Source organism: Rhodopseudomonas julia, from assembly GCF_030813515.1.
In the GTDB taxonomy this organism is placed as follows: Bacteria; Pseudomonadota; Alphaproteobacteria; order Rhizobiales; family Afifellaceae; genus Afifella; species Afifella julia.
The window spans coordinates 259625-283404 of the sequence record NZ_JAUSUK010000002.1; the positions used below are offsets into that span (position 1 = coordinate 259625).

The 23780-nt window shown below is 62.8% G+C and carries 20 protein-coding genes; 9 read left to right on the forward strand and 11 right to left on the reverse strand.

The genetic code is table 11. The features are described from left to right. The first annotated feature begins 34 nt into the window (after nucleotides 1–34). Both J2R99_RS10365 and mtnK read left to right on the forward strand, forming a co-directional pair. The gene (locus J2R99_RS10365; protein WP_307154411.1) at nucleotides 35–727 is read left to right on the forward strand and encodes a glutathione S-transferase N-terminal domain-containing protein; all 693 of its coding nucleotides are present in this window, start codon (nucleotides 35–37) and stop codon (nucleotides 725–727) included. A 92-nt stretch (nucleotides 728–819) separates the two neighbouring features. Continuing rightward, nucleotides 820–2115 (forward strand): S-methyl-5-thioribose kinase, encoded by a 1296-nt coding sequence (gene mtnK / locus J2R99_RS10370; protein ID WP_307154412.1) that lies wholly within the window; start codon nucleotides 820–822, stop codon nucleotides 2113–2115. 128 nt (nucleotides 2116–2243) lie between these two features. On the opposite strand, the gene J2R99_RS10375 is transcribed toward mtnK, so the two are convergent. Both J2R99_RS10375 and J2R99_RS10380 read right to left on the reverse strand, forming a co-directional pair. Further along, nucleotides 2244–2609, reverse strand: a complete 366-nt coding sequence (locus J2R99_RS10375) for a cupin domain-containing protein (protein ID WP_307154413.1) — start codon at nucleotides 2607–2609, stop codon at nucleotides 2244–2246. 143 nt (nucleotides 2610–2752) lie between these two features. Next, nucleotides 2753–3490 (reverse strand): NAD-dependent epimerase/dehydratase family protein, encoded by a 738-nt coding sequence (locus tag J2R99_RS10380; protein ID WP_307154414.1) that lies wholly within the window; start codon nucleotides 3488–3490, stop codon nucleotides 2753–2755. A gap of 69 nt (nucleotides 3491–3559) precedes the next feature. On the opposite strand from J2R99_RS10380, the gene J2R99_RS10385 reads away from it, so the two are divergent. Beyond that, nucleotides 3560–4033: a MarR family winged helix-turn-helix transcriptional regulator gene (locus tag J2R99_RS10385; RefSeq protein ID WP_307154415.1), complete on the forward strand. Its 474-nt coding sequence runs from the start codon at nucleotides 3560–3562 to the stop codon at nucleotides 4031–4033. Between the two features lie 15 nt (nucleotides 4034–4048). Here the strand turns inward: J2R99_RS10385 and mtnA are convergent, their stop codons facing one another. Next, complete coding sequence (mtnA, locus tag J2R99_RS10390) at nucleotides 4049–5155, reverse strand: S-methyl-5-thioribose-1-phosphate isomerase (RefSeq protein WP_307154416.1); 1107 nt, start codon at nucleotides 5153–5155, stop codon at nucleotides 4049–4051. 140 nt (nucleotides 5156–5295) lie between these two features. Here mtnA and J2R99_RS10395 point away from each other — a divergent pair, with 140 nt between their 5' ends. After that, nucleotides 5296–5967 carry a class II aldolase/adducin family protein gene (locus J2R99_RS10395; RefSeq protein WP_307154417.1) on the forward strand — a complete coding sequence of 224 codons (672 nt, stop codon included), beginning with the start codon at nucleotides 5296–5298 and terminating at the stop codon, nucleotides 5965–5967. A 46-nt stretch (nucleotides 5968–6013) separates the two neighbouring features. Here the strand turns inward: J2R99_RS10395 and J2R99_RS10400 are convergent, their stop codons facing one another. The 4 genes from J2R99_RS10400 to J2R99_RS10415 all read right to left on the reverse strand — a co-directional run bounded on the left by J2R99_RS10400 (nucleotide 6014) and on the right by J2R99_RS10415 (nucleotide 11452). After that, nucleotides 6014–7672, reverse strand: coding sequence for an ABC transporter ATP-binding protein (locus J2R99_RS10400; RefSeq protein WP_307154418.1), 1659 nt, complete (start codon nucleotides 7670–7672; stop codon nucleotides 6014–6016). A gap of 1 nt (nucleotide 7673) precedes the next feature. After that, nucleotides 7674–8807 carry an ABC transporter permease gene (locus tag J2R99_RS10405; RefSeq protein ID WP_307154419.1) on the reverse strand — a complete coding sequence of 378 codons (1134 nt, stop codon included), beginning with the start codon at nucleotides 8805–8807 and terminating at the stop codon, nucleotides 7674–7676. Nucleotides 8808–8815: 8 nt separating this feature from the next. Continuing rightward, nucleotides 8816–9739, reverse strand: a complete 924-nt coding sequence (gene oppB / locus J2R99_RS10410) for an oligopeptide ABC transporter permease OppB (protein WP_307154420.1) — start codon at nucleotides 9737–9739, stop codon at nucleotides 8816–8818. A gap of 126 nt (nucleotides 9740–9865) precedes the next feature. Beyond that, nucleotides 9866–11452, reverse strand: coding sequence for a peptide ABC transporter substrate-binding protein (locus tag J2R99_RS10415; protein WP_307154421.1), 1587 nt, complete (start codon nucleotides 11450–11452; stop codon nucleotides 9866–9868). A gap of 162 nt (nucleotides 11453–11614) precedes the next feature. On the opposite strand from J2R99_RS10415, the gene J2R99_RS10420 reads away from it, so the two are divergent. Continuing rightward, on the forward strand, nucleotides 11615–12331 hold the full coding sequence (locus J2R99_RS10420; protein WP_307154422.1) for a fumarylacetoacetate hydrolase family protein: 717 nt from the start codon (nucleotides 11615–11617) through the stop codon (nucleotides 12329–12331). A 9-nt stretch (nucleotides 12332–12340) separates the two neighbouring features. Here the strand turns inward: J2R99_RS10420 and J2R99_RS10425 are convergent, their stop codons facing one another. Further along, nucleotides 12341–13351, reverse strand: a complete 1011-nt coding sequence (locus tag J2R99_RS10425; RefSeq protein ID WP_307154423.1) for an NAD-dependent epimerase — start codon at nucleotides 13349–13351, stop codon at nucleotides 12341–12343. 394 nt (nucleotides 13352–13745) lie between these two features. On the opposite strand from J2R99_RS10425, the gene bchE reads away from it, so the two are divergent. Next, nucleotides 13746–15515, forward strand: a complete 1770-nt coding sequence (gene bchE / locus J2R99_RS10430) for a magnesium-protoporphyrin IX monomethyl ester anaerobic oxidative cyclase (protein WP_307154424.1) — start codon at nucleotides 13746–13748, stop codon at nucleotides 15513–15515. Nucleotides 15516–15524: 9 nt separating this feature from the next. Next, a complete protein-coding gene (gene bchJ, locus J2R99_RS10435) occupies nucleotides 15525–16193 on the forward strand; it encodes a bacteriochlorophyll 4-vinyl reductase (protein WP_307154425.1) in 669 nt (222 codons plus the stop codon). 84 nt (nucleotides 16194–16277) lie between these two features. Here bchJ and J2R99_RS10440 read toward each other — a convergent pair whose 3' ends face one another. After that, nucleotides 16278–19037 carry a bifunctional acetate--CoA ligase family protein/GNAT family N-acetyltransferase gene (locus J2R99_RS10440; RefSeq protein ID WP_307154426.1) on the reverse strand — a complete coding sequence of 920 codons (2760 nt, stop codon included), beginning with the start codon at nucleotides 19035–19037 and terminating at the stop codon, nucleotides 16278–16280. Nucleotides 19038–19186: 149 nt separating this feature from the next. On the opposite strand from J2R99_RS10440, the gene J2R99_RS10445 reads away from it, so the two are divergent. Next, a complete protein-coding gene (locus tag J2R99_RS10445; protein ID WP_307155678.1) occupies nucleotides 19187–20170 on the forward strand; it encodes a zinc-dependent alcohol dehydrogenase family protein in 984 nt (327 codons plus the stop codon). 8 nt (nucleotides 20171–20178) lie between these two features. On the opposite strand, the gene J2R99_RS10450 is transcribed toward J2R99_RS10445, so the two are convergent. After that, complete coding sequence (locus J2R99_RS10450) at nucleotides 20179–21750, reverse strand: bifunctional aminoglycoside phosphotransferase/ATP-binding protein (protein WP_307154427.1); 1572 nt, start codon at nucleotides 21748–21750, stop codon at nucleotides 20179–20181. Between the two features lie 262 nt (nucleotides 21751–22012). Here J2R99_RS10450 and mgrA point away from each other — a divergent pair, with 262 nt between their 5' ends. Beyond that, nucleotides 22013–23050 carry an L-glyceraldehyde 3-phosphate reductase gene (gene mgrA, locus J2R99_RS10455; RefSeq protein ID WP_307154428.1) on the forward strand — a complete coding sequence of 346 codons (1038 nt, stop codon included), beginning with the start codon at nucleotides 22013–22015 and terminating at the stop codon, nucleotides 23048–23050. Nucleotides 23051–23060: 10 nt separating this feature from the next. On the opposite strand, the gene J2R99_RS10460 is transcribed toward mgrA, so the two are convergent. Beyond that, nucleotides 23061–23777, reverse strand: coding sequence for a D-lyxose/D-mannose family sugar isomerase (locus J2R99_RS10460; protein ID WP_307154429.1), 717 nt, complete (start codon nucleotides 23775–23777; stop codon nucleotides 23061–23063). Nucleotides 23778–23780 lie beyond the last annotated feature (3 nt).

Below are 23780 nucleotides of genomic sequence, written 5' to 3' on the forward strand. Positions count from 1 at the left end.
GCTTTCCAACGCGCCGGTTTTCGAGGGGAGAACAATGACGCGAAGGCTTTTCGATCTGTGCGGGCGAGACCGCAATCTGCGCTTCAGCCCGTATTGCTGGCGCGCGAAAATGGCACTCGCCCATAAAGGCCTTGAATTCGAGACCGTGCCGACGCCGTTTCTCGGCGTCGCGGCGATCGAGCCCGACGTGGTGCGCACGGTGCCCGTGCTCGACGACCATGGCGTGCGGGTGCGCGATTCCTTCGAGATCGCGGTCCATCTGGAACATGCCTATCCGGACCGGGCGCCGCTTTTTGCCGCCGCGGATGGGATCGCGGCAGCGCGTTTCATGGAAAGCGCCACATTCGCCACGCTGCATCCGCCGATCCTGCGCATGATCGTGAAGGATATCCACGATCAGCTCGACGATGCCGATCAGGCGTACTTCCGCGAAAGCCGAGAAAGCCGGCTCGGCCTGCCTCTCGAAGAAGCGCAGCAGGATGTCGGGCTCGTCAGCCCCGAACTCGATAAGGCGCTGGCGCCGCTCCGCCGGACGCTGGAATTCCATCCCTGGCTCGCGGGCGAGCAGCCGGGCTTTGTCGATTATATCCCATTCGGAACGCTGATGTGGCTGGCCGTCATCCATGGCGGGTTGCCGATCGATCCCGACGATGCCGTTGCCGACTGGTTCGGTCGCTGCCTCGATCTCCATGATGGCCTGGCGCGCGGCGCACGCTTCGCCGCCTGAGGCAACGCGCGGTCTTGCGGGACGTGCCGCAAGGGCGTTGCATCTCCTGACATGAGGTCGAGCCCCCGCCGCACGGGGGCGGGGAGGATGAGATGACCGCACCCTTGCAAGTCCCGCCGGGCTATCGCGCCCATGATCCGGAAAGCCTTCGGGGCTATCTCGCCGAGATTTCCGCCGTGCGTGACCGGCTCGGCGGAGATCCCGCTGCCTGGACGATCGAAGAGGTCGGTGACGGCAATCTCAATCTCGTTTTCAAGGTTCGCGGGCCGGCGATGGGTGTCGCGGTCAAACAGGCGCTGCCCTATCTCCGTCTCGTCGGCGAAGGCTGGCCGCTGCCGCTCGAACGCGCGCATTTTGAACATATGGCCCTCAGCCACGAAGCGCGGCATGCGCGCGGCCTCGTTCCGGAGATCTACCATTACGACGAGACGCTGGCGCTCATCGCCATGGAGCTTCTGGAGCCGCATATCATCATGCGGCACGGCATGATCGCCGGCACGGTCTATCCGAAATTCGCCGACGATCTCTCCACTTTCGCCGCCAATACGCTCTTCTTCACCTCCGATCTCGCGCTCAAGGCCGCAGAGAAGAAGGCGATGGTGGCGGCCTTTGCTGGCAACACCGAGCTCTGCAAGATCACCGAGGATCTGATTTTCACCGAGCCCTATATGGTGGCGGAGCGCAACCGCTGGACGGCGCCCTATCTCGATCCGCTTGCCGCCTCGATCCGCGACGACGGCGACCTCAAGGTCGCGGTCTCCCGCCTCAAGGTGAAGTTCATGTGCGATGCGGAGGCGATGCTGCATGGCGATCTCCACACCGGCTCCGTAATGCTGACGCCGCAGGAGACCCGCGTCATCGATCCGGAATTCGCTTTCATGGGGCCGATGGGCTTCGATACCGGTGCGGTGATCGCGAACCTTCTGATCGCCTATTTCTCGCAGGTGGGCCACGAGAGCGCGCCGGGCGGGCGCGACGATTATCGTGCCTGGGTGCTTCAGGCGACCACCGATTTCTGGAACGGCTTTCGCGCGAAGTTCAAAAAACTCTGGGAGGAGAACGGGACAGGCGACGCCTATCCCGCGCCGCTGTTCGCCTCCGAGGCGGGCCAGAAGCGGCTCGCGGCAGAACGCGAAGCCTATCTCGACCGGCTTTTCGCCGACACGCTCGGCTTTGCTGCCGCCAAGATCATCCGCCGCATTCTTGGGCTCGCCCACAACATCGATCTGGAAAAGATCACCGACGAGCGCGTGCGGGCCACCGCGGAGGCCCGCTGCCTGCGGCTCGCGCGCGACATGATGGTGAATACGGGCGCCTATGGCTCGATCGAGGCCGTCTGCGGCCAGGCCGAGCGACTGAATGGTTGGGAGCCGAAGCTTGGGGGGTAGGGCTGATTGTCGAAAAAGGCGCGAGCAGGCCGACCGGCGGTGCTTGCATTGCCTCGTCGAGAGGCGCCGGATGCGCTGATTTTGCATGTGGTAAGTGGCTCTTCCGTCCCTTCCACGTCTAAAGACGGCTACCTGAAAATGGTCAGTGGACCGCAATTGTCATCCGCAATGAAGATCGCCAAGAGATCCGCTGTTTTGGTCGAGCTGGCGTTCTCCGCAAAAAGATGGATGGCACCTGGAGGCTCGAACCAAGTCTCGCCGGCGGCGTAGGTGCCGGTGCTTTCTCCGGCCAGTCGGGAACGAATGGTGCCGTCAAGAACATAGGCCGTGACCGAGCCGGGATGTTGATGCTCGGGTGTGAAGGCGTTTGGCGGGAAATGCACGAACGCCGTCGTGATCGACTTGCCTTCGACGTCTGGCAAAGACGTGCATGCCACGATCCTCGTGGAAGTCTTGGGGCGCGCCGATGCGCCGGGCTCGGCCGTGTTGCTCATCTCGTTCATCTGGTGAAAGCGAAACTGGGGCGGGGGGTAGAGGGAGGCCGCAGCAGCGGCAGCGAGGAGGATACCCACGGTCCAACTCCGACCGGGCGACGTGGAACGCTCCAAGGGGCGGTCATGGGACCGAAGCATCAAGCTCATATCGGGGTTTCCCCCATACGCAAGTCGGCGGACCAGGCGAGGTTATGCCTCGCCTTCTCGCTGAGAACCGTGCCGTCGTCCTCGGCGATGTTGTAGATGCCTGCTTCGCCCCGATCGGCGGCGAGAAGAGCAGCATATGCCGCCGCGTCGACATGCACGGGCGCTGCCCCGGCCGCTTTGGCGATGCCGGTTCCGGGGCCGTAAAGCCGCCCGTAGCGTAGGATCACACCTTCGAACGGACTCGTGAGGACCTGCCTTTCCAAACTTGCCACGCCGCGCGCGGAAATGCCCGCCCGGCCTGATGCCTCGATCGCAAGCGCATCGCCCTCCCGGTGAGGCAAAGGTCCATCTGCGTAGGCGAAGGCAACGCTTTGCGCGATGAAGCGCTGAACGTGTCCCGCCGTCGCGGCGGCGACGAGATTGCGCGTGCCCTCGTCGCGGATCCGGGCATTTCGTGCGGTCGCCTCTTCCATCTCCGCCGGATCGATGCCGGGCGGAAGGTCGGTCAGTTGATGGATGACGATGTCGGGCCTTGCGTGCGTAACGGCTTCTTCGAGGCATGCCGCGTCGAACACGTCGCCGACGACAGGCTCAGCCCCAAGTGCTGCAAGCTCTGCACATTTCTCTTTATGGCGTGTCAGACCAACGACCCGCCAACCTTGAGCTATGAGCATCGGAACCAGTCGGCGCCCGACCGCGCCGCTTGCTCCCGCCACAAAAACCTTTCCCGCCATACCGCACACCCTTTCGTCTCGCCCGGATCTTAATTATCATAGCTCTGATAATATATCAGGGTACTGATAATGAGCAAGAGTGCCGATCAAGCGAAATTGCCCGAGACTGGTGAAGGCAAACGCGGTGAGGACGGATATCTTGGCTATCTGCTGCGACAGGCCGCTGCGGCTCATCGCTTGCGCATGGATCGCGCCTTGGCCGACCTTGAGGTCACGCCGCCACAATTTGCGGTGATGACGATGGTGAAGGCGTATCCGGGCCAGTCCAACGCCGACATCGCGCGTATGGCCCTCCTTACGCCCCAGACGACGAATGTGATCGTGGCGAACCTGGAGCGCGCCGGACATATCCAGCGCCGGCCGCACGAGGTGCACCGCAGGATTCTGCGGATCGACCTGACCCCATCTGGGCACGACCTACTGCAAGCGTGCCGTTCGCGCGTGCAGGCGGTGGAGGCGGAACTTGCTCAAGGCTTCAGCGAGGAAACCACAGCCGAAATCCGCCGCTGGTTGGTCGCCGTATCGCGGCTGAATGCGGGTTGACGGTGGGATCGCCGCTCAAGCCGCCACCCGCACTCTTTCCGGGAACGCTGCGGCGATCGCCTCGGCTGTCGGCTCGATGACGCCGCGTTCGGTCACGAGGCCGGTGACGAGGCGGGCGGGTGTCACGTCGAAGGCGTAATTGGCAACCGGTGAGCCGTCCGGGATGATGGTGACGGTTTCGATTTCGCCCGCCGCCGTGCGCCCGGTGATTTTCGCCACTTCGTCGCCGGAGCGTTCTTCGATCGGGATTTCTTTGACGCCGTCATGGACGCGAAAATCGATCGTCGGCGAGGGCAGGCCGACATAAAACGGCACGGCATTGTCGCGCGCGGCGAGCGCTTTCAAATAGGTGCCGATCTTGTTGCAGACGTCGCCCGAAGCCGTCGTGCGGTCGGTGCCGACGATCACCATGTCGACCAGCCCATGCTGCATGAGATGGCCGCCGGTGTTGTCGGCAATCACCGTATGCGGCACGCCGTGATGGCCGAGTTCCCAGGCGGTCAGTGAGGCGCCCTGGTTGCGGGGCCGCGTCTCGTCGACCCAGACATGGACGGGAATGCCCGCCTCATGCGCCATATAAATCGGCGCCGTCGCCGTGCCCCAATCGACGGTCGCCAGCCAGCCGGCATTGCAATGGGTGAGGATGTTGACCGTCTCGCCCGGCCGCTTGCCCGCGCAGATCGCCTCGATGATGGGAAGACCGGCGCGACCGATACCGCGGTTGATCTCGACATCCTCGTCGGCGATTTCGGCGGCACGCTCGTAGGCGCGCGCCGGTCGCTCGCTCGGCGATAGCGGCGACAGGGCCTGCATCATCTCGTCGAGCGCCCAGCGGAGATTGATGGCCGTCGGGCGGGTCGCATGAAGTTGGTTGTAGGCGGTGGAGAGTGCATGGTTGGAGGGATCGCTGCGGGCCGCGAGCGCCATGCCGTAGGCGGCGGTGGCCCCGATCAGGGGGGCGCCGCGCACCAGCATGTCCTTGATGGCGGTTGCCGCGTCCTCCATCGTCTCAAGGCGTGCGATCTCGAAACGATGCGGCAGCTTCGTCTGGTCGATGATCTCGACGGTCTCACCGTCGTCACCCAGCCAGATGGTGCGATAGGGCGTGCCATCGACCTGCATCTCGTCCTCCTGCAGAATACACCGAACATGGTCGGAGCGCCGCGCCGGCCTGTCAATGAGGCGCAGATGCAGGGCGCATCCCTGCGCGCCGCATGGCGGGGCATGCGTGTCCGTGCTAGCCACCGGATCGGAGGTGGGAGATGAGCAAGACAGAGAAAGCGCTGAGGAAGGCGATCATCGCCGCCTGTCGCGAGATGAATGCAAGCGGCCTCAATCAGGGCACGGCCGGCAATATTTCGGCACGCTACAAAGACCGGCTGTTGATCACGCCGAGCGGCATTCCCTATGACGAGCTGGAGCCGGAGATGATCGCGGCCCTGCCTCTTAATGGCGAATACGGCGCCTTTGAGGGGCCGAATAAGCCGTCGAGCGAGTGGCGGTTTCATCTCGACATTGCCAAGGCACGGCCGGAGATCGGCGCCACCGTGCACACGCATGCACCCTATGCGACCACGCTCGCGATCGCGCGGCGCGAGATCCCGGCCTGCCACTACATGGTGACCGCCTTCGGCGGGGCGGAGATCCGCTGCGCCCCCTATCGCAAATTCGGCTCTAAGGAATTGTCCGAGGTCGCGCTCGAAGCTCTTCAGGGCCGAAAAGGCTGCCTTCTCGCCAATCACGGCATGATCGCGATCGGCGCCGATCTGGAGCGGGCGATGTGGCTTGCCGTCGAGCTCGAAGCGCTCGCCCGGCACTACTATCAGGCACTTCTGATCGGCGGCCCGGTGCTTCTCTCTCAAGAAGAGATTGCCGAAGCGGGCGAGCTCATGTCCGGCTACGGGCTTGCCGTGGAGCAGGCGCGCGACGCCTGAGACGCCGCGCGCAAATATCACTCACGGAACCAGGGGTGGGGGAGGCTTAGGACGCCTCCGCCTCTTGCGTTGCAGCGGCTGCCTGTTCCGCCTCTCTGCGGGCTTCCTGGCTCATGAAAGCCGCGGCCATCAGCTCTTTGGTGTAGTCCTTCTTCGGGCGGGCGAAGACGTCTTCCGTCAGCCCTTCTTCCACGACCTTGCCTTCCTTCATGACGATGACGGTATCGGCAAGCGCCCGCACCACCGAGAGATCGTGGCTGATGAAGAGATAGGAGAGGTTGTGCTCGCGCTGCAATTTGCGCAACAGGTCGACGATCTCCTTCTGCACCGAGCGATCGAGCGCCGAGGTCGGCTCATCGAGGACGAGCACTTTCGGCTTCAAGATCATGGCGCGGGCGATCGCGATCCTCTGCCGCTGGCCGCCGGAGAATTCGTGTGGATAGCGGTTGCGCATCGCCGGATCGAGCTGCACTTCCTTGAGCGCCTCCACGGCGCGGCGGTCGCGTTCTTTGCGGCCGAGCTCCGGCTCGTGGACGAGAAGCCCTTCGGTGATGATCTGGCCGACCGTGAGGCGCGGCGACAGCGAACCGTAAGGGTCCTGGAAGACGATCTGCAATTGTCGGCGCAAAGGTCGATCACGGCGAAGATCCGCGCCGGTCAGATCCTGACCTTCGAAAATGATGTCGCCGCGGCTTGAAATGAGGCGCAACAGCGCGCGCCCGAGCGTCGATTTGCCGGAGCCCGATTCGCCGACGATGCCGATCGTCTGCCCCTGCCTCAAGGTCAAAGACAGGTTGTCGACGGCTTTCAATTCGAAGGAATTCTTGCCGAAGAGGCCTTCCTTGATCTTAAAGGAGACGGAGACGCCGCGCCCCTGAAGGAGCACGGGGGCGGTATCGGGGACCGGCTCTTTGTGTCCCTCCGGCTCTGCGGCGAGGAGCATTTTCGTATAGGGGTGCTGCGGACGTACGAAGATCTCGCTGACGGCGCCCTGTTCCACCACTTCGCCTGCGCGCATGACATAGACGCGGTCGGCGAAGCGGCGAACGATGCCGAGATCGTGGGTGATGAAAACGATCGCCATGCCGAGACGATCCTGAAGATCCTTCAGAAGCCTGAGGATTTCCGCCTGGATCGTTACGTCGAGGGCGGTCGTCGGTTCGTCTGCGATGAGGATGTCGGGATCGTTGGCGAGTGCCATGGCGATCATGACGCGCTGGCGCTGGCCGCCGGACATTTCATGCGGATAGGCGTCGAGACGGCGTTCGGCATTCGGAATGCGCACGAGTTTCAGAAGTTCGAGCGCTTTTGCCCGCGCCGCCTTGGCGCTCAGCCCTCCGTGATGGATCATCGGTTCGGCGATCTGCCGGCCGATCCGATAGAGCGGGTCGAGCGAAGACATCGGCTCCTGGAAGATCATGGTGATCTTGTCGCCGCGGATGCGGTTGAGCCGGCGCGGGGAGAGGCGCAGAAGGTCCTCGCCGCGATAGAGCGCCTCGCCACTGGCCCGGCCGTTTGAGGCCAGAAGCCCCATCAGCGACATGACGGTCTGGCTCTTGCCGGAGCCGGATTCGCCGACGATGGCGACGGTTTCGCCAGAGGCGACATCGAAATTGACGCCGCGCACGGCATCGACCTGACCGTCGGCGAGCTTGAAGCTCACCTTGAGATCGCGGACGGACAGCACGTTTTCATTGGTGCTCATGTCAGCGGTCCTTTGGATCGAGCGCGTCGCGCAGGCCATCGCCAATGAAGTTCAGCGAAAACAGGATGAGGGCAAGCGCGATCGAGGGATAAATGAGGAGCCAGCTTGCCCCTTGCATGTTCTTGGCGCCTTCGGAAATGAGCACGCCGAGGCTTGTCAGAGGCTCCTGGACGCCGAGACCGAGGAAGGAGAGGAAACTCTCCAGGAGGATCACCTTCGGCACCAGGAGCGTCATGTAGACGGCGACCGGACCCAAAACGTTCGGGATGATGTGGCGGCGCACGATACCTGCGTTGGAGACGCCCAACGCCTCCGCCGCCTCGACGAATTCACGTCGTTTCAGGCTCAGCGTCTGACCACGCACGATACGCGCCATGTCGAGCCATTCGATGGCGCCGACTGCGATGAACATCAGCACGAAATTGCGCCCGAAGAAGACCACGAGCAGGATGACGAAGAAGATGAAGGGCAGCGAATAGAGCACATCGACGAGGCGCATCATGACGTTGTCGACGCGCCCGCCCAGATATCCGGCGGTGGCGCCGTAGGCGACCCCGATCACCAGGGCGACAACCGTCGCCAGAAGTCCGATGGCGAGCGAGATGCGGATCGCCATGAAGATACGCGCCAGGAGATCGCGCCCGTTGCCGTCGGTGCCAGCAATGAAATAAAGCCGCGCGACGTCGGCTTCGAGCACCGCGGAACGGCCATTGGCCGACGTCTCCGTGATCTGGGCGTTGGAGAAGAGGTCGGAGCGGTCGACATAGCGCGTGATGCGCGGATCGACTTCGTCCTCATCGGTGATCTCGGCGCGCACTTTGTCGCCTTCGACCTCGACGGAGGCGACGTCGACACGGGCGCGGGCAAGCGAGCGTTCCATCTCCGGCACGATGCGCTCTTCATGCGGGTAAGCTTCAAGGCTCGCCGGCACGCGCACATATTCCGAATAGACGCGGTCATAAGGATGCGGCCACACGAGAGGCCCGACAATGGAGGCGGCTGCCATGACGACGAGAATGAACAGGCTCGTCATCGCCGCCTTGTTGCGCCTGAGGCGCACCAGCGCGTCCTGCCACAGCGAGCGGCCGGAGATCGTCGGCTCGTCGAGTGTGATGGGTTCTTCAGCGATCGACATGTTCTGGCTCAATCGTAGCGGACGCGCGGATCGAGCCACGCGTAGACAAGGTCGACGATCATGTTGAACACGACCACGAAGATGGAGACGACCACGACGGTGCCCATGACGAGCGTGTAGTCGCGATTGAGTGCCGCCTGGACGAAATAGCGACCGATGCCCGGAATGCCGAAAATCGTTTCCACGACAATGGAGCCGGTCAGGAGTGCCGCAGCGGCGGGCCCGAGATAGGAGACGACCGGCAGAATGGCCGCCCGGAGGGCATGCACCATGACGACAACCCGGGTCGGCAGGCCATAGGCTCGCACCGTGCGCACGTGATCTGAGCGCAAGGCCTCGATCATGGCGCCACGGATGAGGCGCGCGACGATGGCGATCTGCGGCAGAGCGAGCGTCACGATGGGCAGGATCTTGTTGGGAAAAGCGCCATTGCCCCAGCCGCCGGCCGGGAGCCAGCCGAGCGACACGCCGAAAATCAAGGAAAGCACGGGCGCAACGACGAAGGGCGGAATGGTGATGCCGAACGTGGCGACGCCGACGACGAGATAATCGATCGTGGAATTCTGTTTGAGCGCGGCGATGGAGCCCAAGACCGTGCCGATGATGAGGGCGAGCGTCAGCGCCGATGCACCGAGCTGGATCGATACCGGCAGACCTGCTGCGAAAAGATCTCCGACGGAGAAATCACGATAGACAAAGCTCGGCCCGAGATCTCCGTGCAACAGGTTGTTCAAGTAAAGCAGATATTGTCGCCAGAGCGGTTCGTTGAGGTGATAGATGCGGTTCAGATTTTCCATCACCTTGGCTTCGAGGGGACGTTCCAGATTGAACGGTCCGCCCGGCGCCACGCGCATCAGGAAAAACGACATCGTTATGATCACGAAGAGCGTCGGAATGGCTGTCGCCAACCGGCGCAAAACATAGCTCAGCATCGCCGCTCCGTCGGTGGAAGGCGAAGCCTGCCTATCGTTCAGGCAGCTTCTATGATTTCAGAAAAAACCAGACGAGGCTCGAGGTTCCCGCCCATCCTGTGCACGGGAACCTCTGCGTCAGTCCAATTACTGCTCGAGGGACATCCACCGCGTTCCGTGGACATTGACGAGGTTGTCCTCCCAACCCTGCAGCTTGTCTGAAACCAGGCTGAGGGAAGAATAATAGAGGATGGGGATAAAGGGCAGGTCACGCATGAAGATCGCCTCGGCCTGCTTCAGGACTTCTGCGCGTTTTTCGAGATCGCTGATCCCCTCGGCCTTCTCCATCAACGCGTCGTATTCCGGGTTTTCGTAGTTCGCGTAATTGAACCCCGGATTGTTGCTTTCCACCAGGAACAAGAAGTTCTGTGGGTCGGAATAATCGCCGATCCAGCCGGCACGCGCGATATCGAAGTCGCCCTTGTCACGCAGATAGGCGTAGTGGGTGGCGCCATCGGCGTTCACGAACGTCGTCTTCACACCTATATTCTTCCACATATCGGCGATCGCCGTCGCCGTGTTCTGGTGGTTTTCGCCGGTGTTGTAGCGGATCTCGATGCTCAGCGGGTTGTCCTGCCCGTAGCCTGCCTCTTCCAGCAGCTCGATGGCTTTGTCTTCCCGGTCGAGCGGATCCATGTCCTTGTAATCGGCATAGGCCGGTTCGTCGTAATTGCCGATGCCCGGGGGGACCAGCGAATAGGCAGGCAGCATGGTGCCGGCCCAGATCTCGTCGGCGATGAATTCGCGATCGATGGCCATCGACAGGGCCTGGCGGACGCGCACATCGGAGAGTTTCTCCTTGTCGGTCCTCACGGCATAATAATAGGTGCCGAGATAAGGCGCGACGTGGACCTTGTCGCCCAGTGTGTCCTTCACATACTTCATCTGCTCGGTCGGAATGTCGGAGCAGGATTGCACTTCGCCAGCCTCGAAGCGCCGCAGGCAGGCTGAGCGATCCTCGAAGGGAATGTAGATCACCTTGTCGATGGCGACGTTGTCGGCATCATGGAAATTCTTATTCTTGACGAGGACGATGCGCGAGTTCGGCGTGAATTCCTGAAGCGTATAGGCGCCGTTCGACACCATGTTCTCCGGCTGCACGAAATCGGTGCCGAACTCCTTCACCGCCGGCGGATAGACGGGCAGGCTGGTCTGATGGGTCAGCAGCTCGAGGAAGTAGGGCGTCTGGTTTTCCAGGGTGAACTGGAGGGTGTGCTCGTCGAGCGCCTTAACGCCAATCTCTTCGGGCGGAACCTTGCCGGAATTGGCCGCTTCGGCGTTTTTGATCGGATAGAGGATGTTGGCGTATTTGGCGCCGGTCTCCGGGTTGATGATCCTCTGATAAGAGAAGACGAAATCTTCCGCCGTCAGAGGTTCGCCGTTCGACCATTTGGCATCGTCGCGCAGGTGGAAGGTCCAGGTCAGACCGTCATCGGATGTCTCCCAGCTCTCCGCCACGCCGGGAACGACTTTGGCTGAAGAGCTATAGACGACGAGGCCTTCATAAAGGTCACGTAGGACATTCGCTTCCGAAATGGTCGACGTTTTGTGCTGATCGAGCGTCTCGGGGTCGGCGTCGTTGCCGCGCGTGTAAGTGACCTCGGCACTGGCGCTCGCGGCCATCAATGCTACCGCGGCTGCGCCCAGAACGAACCTGGACAACAATCTGCGCATTCCTGATCCTCCTTGAGAGGGCGGACTTCAAAAGCCCAGCCTAACGTGCGGGGACACTACGCGCGGAATCGTTTGTATGGCAACTTGCCGCCACGGAAGCGTCGAAATCCTGTGCGGCGGTGTCCACAGGCCTGTCGCCGCACGCGCAAAGGAGACCCCCTTATGAGCTCATCGGAGGCAAAGCCGCACTTCGTTTTCCCGCCGCCCTCTCCGGTGGGGGTGCCGATCGCGACATCTGTGGCGACCTTCCCCGTGCGGCGGATTTTCTGCGTTGGTCGCAATTATGCGGACCATGCACGGGAAATGGGCGCCGAGGTCGACCGCGAGGCACCGTTTTATTTCACCAAGCCCGCCGATGCGGTCGCCCTGTCGGGAGCGACGATCGCCTATCCACCGGGCACGCAGGATTGCCATTACGAAGGAGAGTTCGTGGTGGCGCTCGGCGGTTCTGCCTTTCGGGTCCCGCCGGACGAGGCGATGGGTTGCGTCTTCGGCTATGCCGCCGGCATCGATTTGACGCGGCGCGACCTGCAGGGCGCGGCAAAGGCCAAAGGCCGCCCGTGGGATCTCGGCAAGGCGTTCGAGAATTCTGCCCTGATCTCGCCGATTACCCCGGCTTCTGATTTCGGTGGGATCGGCGAGCAGACGCTTATGACGCGCGTCAATGGCGAGGTGCGGCAGCAGGCGAGACTGTCGGACATGGTCTGGAGCGTGCCGGAGCTGATCGCTCATCTGTCACGCTATTATCACCTGGAGCCCGGCGATCTTCTCTATACGGGCACGCCCGCCGGTGTCGCGGCGGTGAAGCCGGGCGACAAATTGTCCGTCAAGATCGAGGGGCTCGAGGAGCTGGCTATCGCGATCGGGCCGGCGGAGTGACAGCGCCGCTCAGGCTTGGCTGTAAAAATCCCGGTACCAGGCGATGAAGCGGGCGATGCCTTCCTTGATGGGCGTCTTCGGCCGATAGCCGAGATCGTCGGCGAGCGCGTCGATATCGGCGTAGGTGGTCGGCACATCGCCCGGCTGCATCGGCAGGAAGACCTTTTCCGCCATGCGGCCGAGCGCCTCTTCGATCGCGGCGATGAAATCCATGAGCTCGACCGGCTGGTTGTTGCCGATGTTGTAGAGCCGGTAGGGCGCCGAAGAAGAGGCGGGGTTCGGCGCGGTGCCGTCCCATTTTTCGTCCGGCGCGGCCGTGTGATCGAGCACCCGCACCACGCCTTCGACGATGTCGTCGATATAGGTGAAATCGCGGGAATGATGGCCGTTGTTGAAGACTTCGATCGGCTCGCCCGCGAGGATTTTTCGAGTGAACAGAAAGAGCGACATATCCGGGCGGCCCCACGGCCCGTAGACCGTGAAGAAGCGCAAGCCCGTCACCGGCAGGCGGTAGAGATGCGCATAGGAATGCGCCATCAGCTCATTCGCCTTTTTCGTCGCCGCATAAAGGCTGAGCGGATGATCGACGTTCTGCGCGACGCTGAACGGCATCGCCGTGTTGGCGCCATAGACTGAGCTCGACGAGGCGTAGGCGAGGTGGACGACGCCATTGTGGCGGCAGCCTTCGAGGACGTTCAGGAAACCGACGAGATTGGCGTCGGCATAGGCGTGCGGATTGGTGATGCCGTAACGCACGCCCGCCTGGGCCGCGAGATGGATGACGCGGTCCGGCCGCTCCTCGGCGAAGAGCACGGCACTGCCTTCGCGATCGGCGAGATCGAGGCGGCGAAAGTGAAAGTCGGGCATGGATTGAAGGCGGGCAAGCCGCGCCTCTTTCAGTGTCACGTCGTAATAATCGTTGAGATTGTCGACGCCGATCACCGTGTCGCCGCGGGCCAGAAGGCGGCTTGCCGTGTGAAAGCCTATGAAGCCCGCTGCGCCGGTGACGAGAACCTTCATCGCACTCTCCTCCGGTCGGTAGCCGGCCGGGCCGGGGCGGCTGCGAAAACGTGGCCTTGGGTCGGGACACAGAAAAGCATGGGACGGGTCTTCGATCGCGGGTGCCGGGAGCTCCGGCTCCTACCACCCGGCATGCGACAGGCAAAGAGCTGCGGGTGGCGGACATGGTTCTATGCGCGGCGACTTACCGCAACGCTGCGGCGCTTCTGCCTCTCGCGCCGCCGCCGAAACAGTGTCAATTCCGCGCGACAGATACGTGCGACCACGTCCAGGCCGACGTTTAAGTGGGTGCAAGAAAGCCCGCTCTGCGTGTCATTTGATCGACATCAAAGTGAAGTGTCACGCAGACCTTACAATGGAAACTGTCAAGCGACCTCTCCCGGAGACGGAATCGATGCGCATTCTCATGATTCATCCGAACTACCATTCTGGTGGTGCGGAGATCGCAGGTAACTGGCCACCCGCATGGGTTGCTTATCTGGCGGGCGCTCTGAAAACGGCCGGTTTTACCGATGTCCGTTTCATTGACGCGATGACCGACCGCATCGAAGATGAGGAGCTCAGACGGATCATCCGTGAAGAGAAGCCGGATGTCGTCGGTGCCACCTCGATCACGCCGTCCATCTATAAGGCCGAGCGTGTCCTTCAGATCGCGAAGGAAGAGCATCCGAACGCGTTGACCATTATCGGCGGCGTGCATGCGAGCTTCATGTATCGCCAGGTTCTGACCGAGGCGCCATGGATCGACGCCATCATCCGAGGCGAGGGCGAAGCCGTCATCGTCAATGTGATGAAGGCGCTTCAAAGCGGCGACTGGAAAGAAGCGCGGTCGAAGGTTCTCGGCATCGCCTACAGCGAGGATGATCAGGTCGTGGCCACGCCGGCCGAGCCGCCGATTGCCGATGTCGACACGATCAAGCCGGACTGGAGCGTGCTCGACTGGGAAAAGTATATCTATATCCCGCTCAACACGCGCGTCGCTGTGCCGAATTTTGCGCGCGGCTGTCCCTTCACCTGCTCCTTCTGCTCGCAGTGGAAGTTCTGGAGAAACTACCGCGTCCGCGATCCGCTCAAAGTCGTCGACGAGATCGAGGATCTGGTTCGCAACCACGGGGTTGGCTTCTTCATCCTCGCCGACGAAGAGCCCACCATTCACCGCAAGAAGTTCATCCGCTTCTGCGAAGAGATGGTGAAGCGCGACCTGCCGGTTTTGTGGGGCATCAACACCCGTGTCACCGACGTCATTCGCGACGAAAAGCTTTTGCCGCTTTATCGCAAGGCCGGCCTCATTCACGTGTCGCTCGGCACGGAAGCCGCTGCGCAGCTGAAGCTCGATCTCTTCAATAAGGAGACGACGGTCGCTCAGAACAAGCGTGCCGTTCAGCTTCTGAAGAAGAACGGCATCATGGCTGAGGCCCAGTTCATCGTAGGTCTCGACAACGAGACGCCGGAGACGCTGGAAGAAACCTATCGCATGGTGATCGACTGGGGCGCGGAGATGGCCAACTGGTCCATGTACACGCCGTGGCCGTTTGCCGACCTCTTCCAGGAGCTCGGCGACAAGGTCGAGATCTTCGACTACGAGAAGTACAATTTCGTCACGCCGATCGTGAAGCCGGCGGCGATGGATCGGGCTACCTTGCTCGATCGTGTCATGCACAATTATCGCCGCTTCTACATGCGCAAGATGCTGTTCCATTATCCGTGGATCCGCGACAAGACCTTGCGGCGTTACATGATGGGCTGCCTCAAGGCCTTCATGCGCTCCGGCATGCGGCGTGAGTTCTATGACCTTGGTCGTGTGAACTATTGGGGTCCGCAATCGAAGAAGAAGGTCGACTTCGGTTTCGACGAGACCCGCACGCTCGATCGGCGCCAGCTTGCCGATCTGAAGAGCGCGCCGCCGCCGCGCAAGCTGAAGAAGAAGCGGGTTCCCGCAGAGATTGCCGCCAACGGTGTGAACGGGGCCAATGGCGCAAACGGTCATGCCGAGGAAATCGACGAGGGCGATCAGTACGACGAGGCGGTGATGACGCCTGCCGCCGTCAGCGCTTGCGGTGCTCCGAAGGGACTGCCGGAGGATGGAGACGATTATGATGAGGCGATCACCTCATCCAATCCCGCTCCGGCCGAGACGGAGAAGCCTCGGGCGACAGTGCATTAGGGCGCGGCTATGGCCGTGACCGACGAGCCGACGCGAGTCGGGGGGCGAGAGCGGGACGTGGACGTGGTTTCGGCCGCGGATCACGTCCCGTCTCAACCGGCCGCGCGAATTGGACCAAATGCCATCATCCGCATGGGTGAGGCGTTGAACTCAATTGTGGGGCGAGAGGCCTGCCAGAGCGTGTTCGCTCAGGCGGGCCTTTTGCATTATCTCGGCACTCCGCCCAGCAAAATGGTCGATGAGCGGGAGGTGATGCGGCTCCATGATGCGGCGCTTGCCGTGCTGGCCCCGCAAGAGGCCGAGGACGCCGCCTTCAGGGCCGGCGAACTCACCGCGACCTATCTTCTGGCGCACCGAATTCCGAAGCCTTTCCAGCGCGTCATGCCGTTTCTGCCGCCCTGGCTCAGGGCGCGCCTATTCCTGGCGGCGATCCGGCGCCATGCCTGGACCTTCGTCGGCAGCGGTACCGTCACCTTCGTGCCGAGCCATCCGGTCGTGGTGTCGATTGCGGGTGGGCCGGTGCGGGGAACGCCGACCGACGCCGTGCTCCTTGCCTATTACAGCGGCTGTTTCCAGGAGCTTTTCCGCAGTCTCGTCCACCGCGCGACGCAGGCCGTCGTTCGGCGCGAGGGCGAGGGTTTCCAGCCGCGCGTCGTCTTCGATCTGCGCTGGCGTTAGCTGTTCGAGAGCCAATTGGATTGGTCTGGATCGTAACGGGCGCCTTTCAGGGGCGCCCGTTTTTCTTGGGCTTTGAAGCGCCGCTTAGGACGGGATCAACCGTGGGCGCTGGGAGCCCACGGAAGCTTCCGCCTCTTCTTCGGAGGCGGGCGGCTCCAGATGAATGACGACATGGCGAAGGCCATCGGCTTCGGGGCTCGAGACGGCCACGAAACCAAGCTCCCGGCACATCGACAGCATCGTGTGGTTCTCCGGCAGGATGACGCCGTAAAGCCGTTCGATGCCATCGGCAGCCGCATATTCGATGATCTGCTTCATCAAAAGCCAGCCGATGCCGCGACCCTTCATGTCGCTTCGGACGGTCACGGCATATTCCGCCTCGACATGGTCGGGATCGGCGGCAAGACGCGAGACGCCGAGAAGCTCGCCCGATTCCGGATCGAGAGCGACGAAGGCCATATCGCGCGCATAGTCGATCTGGGTGAGCCGCGCGACCATCTCTTCCGGCAGCGTCTTCAACGGCGCGAGGAAGCGCATGCGGATGTCTTCGGGCGACAATTTGCCGAGGAATTCCGGATAAAGATGCACATCCGTCGGCATCAGAGGCCGTAGGATCACACTTGCACCGCTGGCGAGGTCCGCCGTGCTGTCCCAGCCGCTCGGATAGGGCCGGATCGCCATGTCGCGGTTGGGTCCGGATTTGTGCACCTGCTTCGGATCGAAAGCGACGCGCGCATCGAGCGCCACCACGCCGTCGCTCGAAGCGAGAAGCGGGTTGATGTCGAGCGACGTGATCGAAGGCAGGTCGACCGCCATCTGCGAGAGGCGGATGAGGCTCAGCTCCAGCGCATTCATGTCGGCGGGGGGAATGTCCCGGTAACCGTCGAGAAGGCGCGAGATGCGGGTCTGCTCGATGAGATCACGGGCCAGGTTGCGATCGAGAGGCGGCAGGCCCGTGGCGCTGTCGGCGATGACTTCGACTGCCGTCCCGCCAGCGCCGAAGACGATCGTCGGGCCGAACAGGGGATCGTTGCCGATGCCGACGATCAGCTCGTGGGCGGCGGTGCGGCGGATCATCGGCTGGACGGTGAAACCTTCAATATGCGCGTCGGGTCGGCTGCGTTCCACCCGCTTGGTGATGATGCGCACGGCGTTGACGGCTTCTTCGGGCGTCGAAAGGTTGAGAACGACGCCGCCGACATCGGATTTGTGCGTGATTTCCGCCGACAAGAGCTTCACGACGACCGCCTTGTGGTCGCGCAGGAGCTCCCGTGCCGTCTCTTCGACCTCTTCGATCGTGCGGGCGATCACCGTTTTGACGATCGGAATGCCGAAAGCCGCGAGAACCTCCTTGGCCTCGGGCTCCGTCAGGACGCTTCGGCCTTCTTCGGCCGCCTTCACCATGACGGCACGGGCGCGCTCGGCATCCCAGGTGAAATCATCCGGCAAGCTCGGCGGCGTGCGCATCAACAGGGCCTGAGCCTTGTGCCAGTCGGTCAGATAGCCGACGCTGCGGATCGCATCCGAGGGGCTCAGGAAGGTCGCGACGCCTGCTGCTCGCAGTCGCTCACGTGCCTTCATCACCGTCTCGCCGCCGAGCCAGCAGGTCAGAACCGGCTTCGGGTAGGGATGGCGGGCACGGTCGGCCTTGACGGTCGAGATGACGGCTTCGGCCGCGCCATCGGCAGAGGAAAGCGCCGTCGGGCAATTGAGCACGAGAAGCGCGTCGACATTCGGGTCGGCAAGGGCTGCTTCCGTCGCCGCCACATAGCGCTCGGGAGGGGCGTCGCCGATCAGGTCCATCGGGTTGGTGCGCGACCAGGTCGGCGGCATCACTTTGTCGAGTTCTTCGATCGTCTCCGGGGACAATTCGGCGAGGACGCCACCCTCATCCATCAGCTGGTCGACGGCGAGCACGCCCACACCACCGCCGTTCGTAACGATGGCGACACGGCGGCTCTTGGTTGGTTTGAGGCGCGTCAGCGTTTCGGCGGCGTCAAAGAGCTGTTCGATTTGCCCGACCCGCAGAAGACCGGCACGTCGGAAGGCGGCATCGGCAACCGCATCGGCGCCGGAGATCGCTCCGGTGTGGGTGAGGGCGGCCTTGGCTGCGGCCGCGTGACGGCCGGCCTTGACGACGACGATTGGCTTGGCGCGCGAGGCCGCGCGGGCGGCGGACATGAATTTCCGACCGTGCGGCACGGTCTCCAGATACATCAGGATCGCCGTCGTATCGCGATCCGTCGCGAGCTGGTTGAGGCAGTCGCCGACATCGACATCGCCCATATTTCCGAGCGTGATGATCTTCGAGAAGCCGATGGCGTGATTGCCCGCCCAGTCGATGATGGAGGAGGCGATGGCACCGGATTGCGACAATAGAGCAAGGCGGCCTGGGCGCGGAGAAATGTGGGAGAAGCTGGCGTTGAGCCCGATATGCGGCAGGAAGATGCCGAAGCAATTCGGGCCGATGATGCGCAGCGTATAAGGCCGAGCCGCGTCGAGCATGGCCTGCATCAGGCCGTTGCCTTCCTCGATGCCAGCCGTCAGCACAACGGCGGCGCGGGTGCCTTTTTCTCCCAGCTCTCCGATCAAGCCAGGCACAGCCTCCGGCGGCGTGGCGATGATGGCGAGGTCGGGTGCGTCAGGCAGATCCTTGATCGAGGGGAAGCAGCGTTCGCCGTCGATCGAGGGATATTTCGGATTGACGGTCCAGATCGGGCCCTTGAAGCCAGCGCTGTGGAGATTGGCGAGCACTTTGGCCCCGACGGAGCCGGGGCGGGGCGTTGCACCGATAAGAGCGACGGAAGTCGGTGCGAAGGCCTTGTCCAGGTTGCGGATGGTCATGGAAATGTTCCTTGCGGATGCGCTGCCGTTCTATGCTCCTAACGAGGCGCGGCTTTGACCGGCGTCAAGCCAGAGAGTGGCAACAACGTGAAATTTACCGCGGTGCAGCATTTTCCACCGGATGGCGGAGGGTGATCATGACGGCGACGATGCGCGCAATGGTTCTGGAGCGCCCCGGCGCTCCTCTTCTTCTAAAGGATGTTACCCGCACAAGGCCAGGACCTGGAGAGGTGTTGATTGCTGTTTCCGCCTGCGGCGTCTGCCGGACGGATCTGCACGTGGTCGACGGAGAGCTTGAAAATCCCAAGCTGCCGCTCATTCCCGGCCACGAGATCGTCGGGCGCGTCGCGGCCTGCGGGCCGGGCGTCAGAGTGCTCCGCGAGGGCGACCGTGTGGGGGTGCCCTGGCTCGGCCATACCTGTGGGAATTGCGCTTATTGCCGCTCGGGACAGGAGAATCTCTGCGACCGGCCGGGCTTCACAGGCTACACGATCGACGGCGGTTATGCGGAATTCTGCGTCGCCGATGCGCATTTCGTCTTCGCTCTCGGGGAGACAGGATCAGATGCCGAAATGGCGCCCCTTCTGTGTGCCGGGCTGATCGGTCATCGTTGTCTCCGGATGGCGGGGGAGGCCGAACGTCTTGGCCTTTATGGCTTCGGGGCGGCGGCGCATATCGTGGCGCAGGTGGCCCGTCATCAGGGACGCTCGGTCTATGCCTTCACTCGGCGGGGAGACCTTCAAGCGCAGGCCTTTGCTCGCGAGCTCGGCGCCGTTTGGGTCGGCGATTCCTCCGATCAGCCGCCAGACGAACTCGATGCGGCCATCATCTTCGCCCCTGTGGGCGCGCTCGTTCCGGCAGCCTTGAAGGCGGTGAAGAAAGGCGGGGTCGTCGTTTGCGGCGGCATCCATATGAGCGACATTCCGAGCTTTCCCTACGAGCTCTTGTGGGGCGAACGCGTCGTTCGCTCGGTCGCCAATCTCACGCGAGCCGATGGTGAGGAATTCCTGACGTTGGCGCCGGAAGTGCCGGTGCAGACGACGACGGTTTCCTATCCCTTGGACAAGGCCAATGAAGCCCTTGCGGACCTACGCTCGGGGGCGCTCACGGGAGCTGCCGTCCTGATCCCTTGAGCGGCGCGTTATCGATCGGAGGAGAAGCCGAGCGTTTCCAGTGCTTGGGCAACGGAATCGTCCACGCTTCCCGTCACGGTGATCTGCGGCCAGGCGATCTCGCCGATCTCGTAGCCCGTCTGGCGGCGGACGATTTCGGCGGTGGCGTCGGAGGCATCGTTGCTGCGGTGGCGCACGCGGTCGATCAGGGTCTCGATCGGCGCCTCGAGCCAGAGGCCCGCGAAATCGGCGCCATTGTCTCGGGCGACAATCTCCACCTGTCGCCGCTCTTCCGGCGTTGCGTGGACGGCATCGACGATGACGCTCGCACCGGCCTTCAGTGCCCGCTCCGCCTTGTGCCGGAGGGTGTCGAAGACGCGGGCGGTGAAATCCGACGAATACGCGCTATCCGGCAGACGCTCCGTCTCGCCGACACCGGCGAGGCGCTTGCGCTCGATATCGCTTCGCAGATGCACCGCGCCCGGCGCGCGGCCGAATTCCGGCGCGATGCGAGCCGCAAGCGTCGTCTTGCCGGAGCCTGAAAGACCGCCGATCGCGACAAGGCGTGGCCGTACCGGCTGAAGGAACGCTTCTGCGGCAGCAAAATACCGGCGGGCTTCGGCTGCCTTTGCCGCTTTTTCCTCCCCGTCGAGGTGAGGAAGCGCGGCGGCGATGACCTTGGAACGGATGGTGGCGCGGATGGAGAGAAACAGGGGTAGGGCGGCGAGCCCGTCGATGTCGGTCGCGTCACTCCCCCACAAATAGCGATTCAAGATGGTGTTCGCCTCGCGGTGGAGCCCGCGCTCCCATAAATCCATGAGCAGGAAGGCGAGGTCGTAGAGGACGTCTCCCGTCGCAATCGCTTCGTCGAATTCGACAGCATCGAAGATCGTCGGCCTGCCTGCAATCAGGACGATGTTGCGCAGATGCAGATCGCCGTGACAACGCCGCACGAAGCCGGCCTCTCCGCGTGCCTGGAGGAGCGGCCTGAGCGCGGCGAGAGCCGTCTTCGAGGCCTCGGTCAGAGCGGCGGCGCGGTCCTGCGGATAGAGCTCGGGGTTTTCGGCGTAAGCCTCGCTGTTCTGCTCGAGATAGGAGGCGAGGGAGGCGATCGCCGGACCGGCGTCGCGTTGCGGTGCCCGATTGTGGGCGGCGAGGATCGCTGTCACGAGGGACTTCAACAGCTCCTGAGCGAGCCCCTCTTTTTCGGCGATGAGATCGAGCGTTTTCGTCTCGTCGAAGCGGCGCATATGAACCGCCCATTCGATGGGCTCGCCCTCGCCGCCAAGCTTCAGAGCCTCTCCATCCCGGGTGATCGCCACGACGCCGAGATAGATGTCCGGCGCAGCTTCCTTGTTGACTGCGATTTCCCGCTCGCAGGCGATCTTACGCAATGCGCGCGTGGAGTAATCCATGAAGGGGAATTTGACGGCGCGCTTCAGCTTGTAGACGTCCTCGCCGGCGAGAAAAACGACTGCGCCATGCGTGTCGATGCGTTTGACCTCGCCCTCAAGGCCATGCGTGGCGGGATCGTCGAGGAAGGCGAAGACGGCGCTTTGGTCTTCCACGACATGCGCGGGCAGGCCGTTGCTCTTGTTCATTCTATTCCCGTGCTTTGCTTTCCATCAGGCGCAGCCCGTGAGGCTCCGATCGTTCCGGCACCTTCATATCGCGGGGTTTCCGTTGGGTCATCCTTCAGCCCCCAACCTTTTGCGAGAAAGCCATGGCCGTGCGCCGGACGAGCTGCGGGTGTCGTCCGCTCGAACCATGCGCTATGTCCTTCTCCACAATCAGCGTGGATGCTCCGAGCCGATGAGGCTTTTCGGAGGGTATTCGCGGGCTGGAGAAACGAGGGGAGAGGTGATGACGAGCGCTAGCTATCGGCCCGCGCCGAACCGCTACGAAGACATGACATATAATCGCTGTGGTAAGAGCGGGCTTCTATTGCCTGCCCTGTCGCTCGGCCTTTGGCACAATTTCGGCGAAGACGCGCGCGAGGACGTGGCGCGGGCGATCTGCCGGACGGCCTTCGACCAGGGCATCACTCATTTCGATCTTGCCAACAATTATGGCCCGCCGCCGGGTTCTGCGGAAGTGTTCTTCGGGCGGATGCTGAAAAGCGATTTCGCGGCGCACCGCCACGAGCTCGTCATCTCCACAAAGGCGGGCTATCGCATGTGGCCGGGGCCTTATGGCGAATGGGGGAGCCGCAAATACCTCCTGTCGAGCCTTGATCAGAGCCTGAAGCGCCTCGGTCTCGACTATGTCGATATCTTCTACTCGCACCGTTTCGATTCCGAAACACCGCTTGAAGAGACGATGGGGGCGCTCGCCTCGGCCGTGCAGCAGGGCAAAGCGCTCTATGTCGGGCTTTCCTCCTACAATTCCGAGCGTACGCGTCAGGCGGTCGCCATCCTGCGCGAGATGCGCGTGCCCTGCCTCATCCACCAACCGAGCTACTCGCTCATCAACCGCTGGATCGAGGAGGACGGGCTTCTTGATACACTGCAGGGAGAGGGCATGGGTACGATCGTCTTCTCGCCGCTCGCCCAAGGCATGCTGACCAACAAATATCTTGGCGGGGTGCCGAAGGAGAGCCGTGCCGCGCAAGACAAGACGCTCTCCTCCGACTTCTTGAGCGAAGACAATCTCAGCCGTATCCGCGGGCTCAACACCATCGCGCAGCGCCGCGGCCAGAGCCTGGCGCAAATGGCGATCTCCTGGGTTTTGCGCGACCCGCGGGTGACGACGGCGCTGATCGGCGCCAGCCGTCCCGAACAGGTGAGCGAGCTCGTCGACGCGCTCGAGAAACGCAAATTCTCGCAACAGGAACTCGCCGAAATCGACCGCTACGCCGTCGAGGGCGGGGTCAATTTGTGGGCACGTTCCGCGGAGCGGTGAGAGGCTGCGCTTACGAGCTGGCGGCCGTCCGGCCCGAAGAATTTTCCAGCCAGGCCGGATAATCGGAGACGAGGAGGTGAAGCGGCTCCTCGTCCTCCTCGATCGTTGAAAAGCGGCTGACGGGATCGCGGAAAATGTTGTCCGTCAGGTCGTCGTTGACGGTGGAGACTTCGCCGATGAGCGTGTCTTTGCCCTCCGCCCAGAAGGCGTGCCACATGCCAGGCCGCAGGGTGACGCTTTCGCCCGGCTGCAGCAGCAAGGTGCCGCCCGCCGGCAGATGCCGCCAGAGCCCGTCCGTGGCCACCAGCACGTCGGCTTCCTGGTCGATGTTGCCCTCCGGGTCGGAGGTGAACAGCTCGAGGGCCAGGGTGCCACCGCCGCGGTTGATAATGTCTTCCGCCTTGATCACATGGCGATGCATCGGAGAGATCTGATCGCGCCGCGAGATCATGATCTTCTCCGCATAAAGCATGCCGCAACCGCGGGCGAGATCGGCCGTGTCGCCGTTTCTGACGGTGAAAAGGAAAAGCCCGAGCTTGTCGAAATCGCCGCCGCCGTAATCTGTGATGTCCCAGCCGAGGCGGCCGGAAACGATGCCTTCGATCTCGCTCAACCGCGCCTGCGTCTCCTCCGGGCGCCAATAGGCAAAGGGCGGGAGTAGAAAGCCGAAAGAGCGGATGAATTCGTCCGATTGTTTGATGATGGCGTTGATGTCTGAACGTCGCATGGG

What these genes read in the sequence shown, in the direction of transcription:
- J2R99_RS10365 (WP_307154411.1), top strand. Translation starts at nt 35, where the DNA reads ATGACGCGAAGGCTTTTCGATCTGTGCGGGCGAGACCGCAATCTGCGC.
- mtnK (WP_307154412.1), top strand. Translation starts at nt 820, where the DNA reads ATGACCGCACCCTTGCAAGTCCCGCCGGGCTATCGCGCCCATGATCCG.
- J2R99_RS10375 (WP_307154413.1), bottom strand. Translation starts at nt 2,609, where the DNA reads ATGAGCAACACGGCCGAGCCCGGCGCATCGGCGCGCCCCAAGACTTCC.
- J2R99_RS10380 (WP_307154414.1), bottom strand. Translation starts at nt 3,490, where the DNA reads ATGGCGGGAAAGGTTTTTGTGGCGGGAGCAAGCGGCGCGGTCGGGCGC.
- J2R99_RS10385 (WP_307154415.1), top strand. Translation starts at nt 3,560, where the DNA reads ATGAGCAAGAGTGCCGATCAAGCGAAATTGCCCGAGACTGGTGAAGGC.
- mtnA (WP_307154416.1), bottom strand. Translation starts at nt 5,155, where the DNA reads ATGCAGGTCGATGGCACGCCCTATCGCACCATCTGGCTGGGTGACGAC.
- J2R99_RS10395 (WP_307154417.1), top strand. Translation starts at nt 5,296, where the DNA reads ATGAGCAAGACAGAGAAAGCGCTGAGGAAGGCGATCATCGCCGCCTGT.
- J2R99_RS10400 (WP_307154418.1), bottom strand. Translation starts at nt 7,672, where the DNA reads ATGAGCACCAATGAAAACGTGCTGTCCGTCCGCGATCTCAAGGTGAGC.
- J2R99_RS10405 (WP_307154419.1), bottom strand. Translation starts at nt 8,807, where the DNA reads ATGTCGATCGCTGAAGAACCCATCACACTCGACGAGCCGACGATCTCC.
- oppB (WP_307154420.1), bottom strand. Translation starts at nt 9,739, where the DNA reads ATGCTGAGCTATGTTTTGCGCCGGTTGGCGACAGCCATTCCGACGCTC.
- J2R99_RS10415 (WP_307154421.1), bottom strand. Translation starts at nt 11,452, where the DNA reads ATGCGCAGATTGTTGTCCAGGTTCGTTCTGGGCGCAGCCGCGGTAGCA.
- J2R99_RS10420 (WP_307154422.1), top strand. Translation starts at nt 11,615, where the DNA reads ATGAGCTCATCGGAGGCAAAGCCGCACTTCGTTTTCCCGCCGCCCTCT.
- J2R99_RS10425 (WP_307154423.1), bottom strand. Translation starts at nt 13,351, where the DNA reads ATGAAGGTTCTCGTCACCGGCGCAGCGGGCTTCATAGGCTTTCACACG.
- bchE (WP_307154424.1), top strand. Translation starts at nt 13,746, where the DNA reads ATGCGCATTCTCATGATTCATCCGAACTACCATTCTGGTGGTGCGGAG.
- bchJ (WP_307154425.1), top strand. Translation starts at nt 15,525, where the DNA reads ATGGCCGTGACCGACGAGCCGACGCGAGTCGGGGGGCGAGAGCGGGAC.
- J2R99_RS10440 (WP_307154426.1), bottom strand. Translation starts at nt 19,037, where the DNA reads ATGACCATCCGCAACCTGGACAAGGCCTTCGCACCGACTTCCGTCGCT.
- J2R99_RS10445 (WP_307155678.1), top strand. Translation starts at nt 19,187, where the DNA reads ATGCGCGCAATGGTTCTGGAGCGCCCCGGCGCTCCTCTTCTTCTAAAG.
- J2R99_RS10450 (WP_307154427.1), bottom strand. Translation starts at nt 21,750, where the DNA reads ATGAACAAGAGCAACGGCCTGCCCGCGCATGTCGTGGAAGACCAAAGC.
- mgrA (WP_307154428.1), top strand. Translation starts at nt 22,013, where the DNA reads ATGACGAGCGCTAGCTATCGGCCCGCGCCGAACCGCTACGAAGACATG.
- J2R99_RS10460 (WP_307154429.1), bottom strand. Translation starts at nt 23,777, where the DNA reads ATGCGACGTTCAGACATCAACGCCATCATCAAACAATCGGACGAATTC.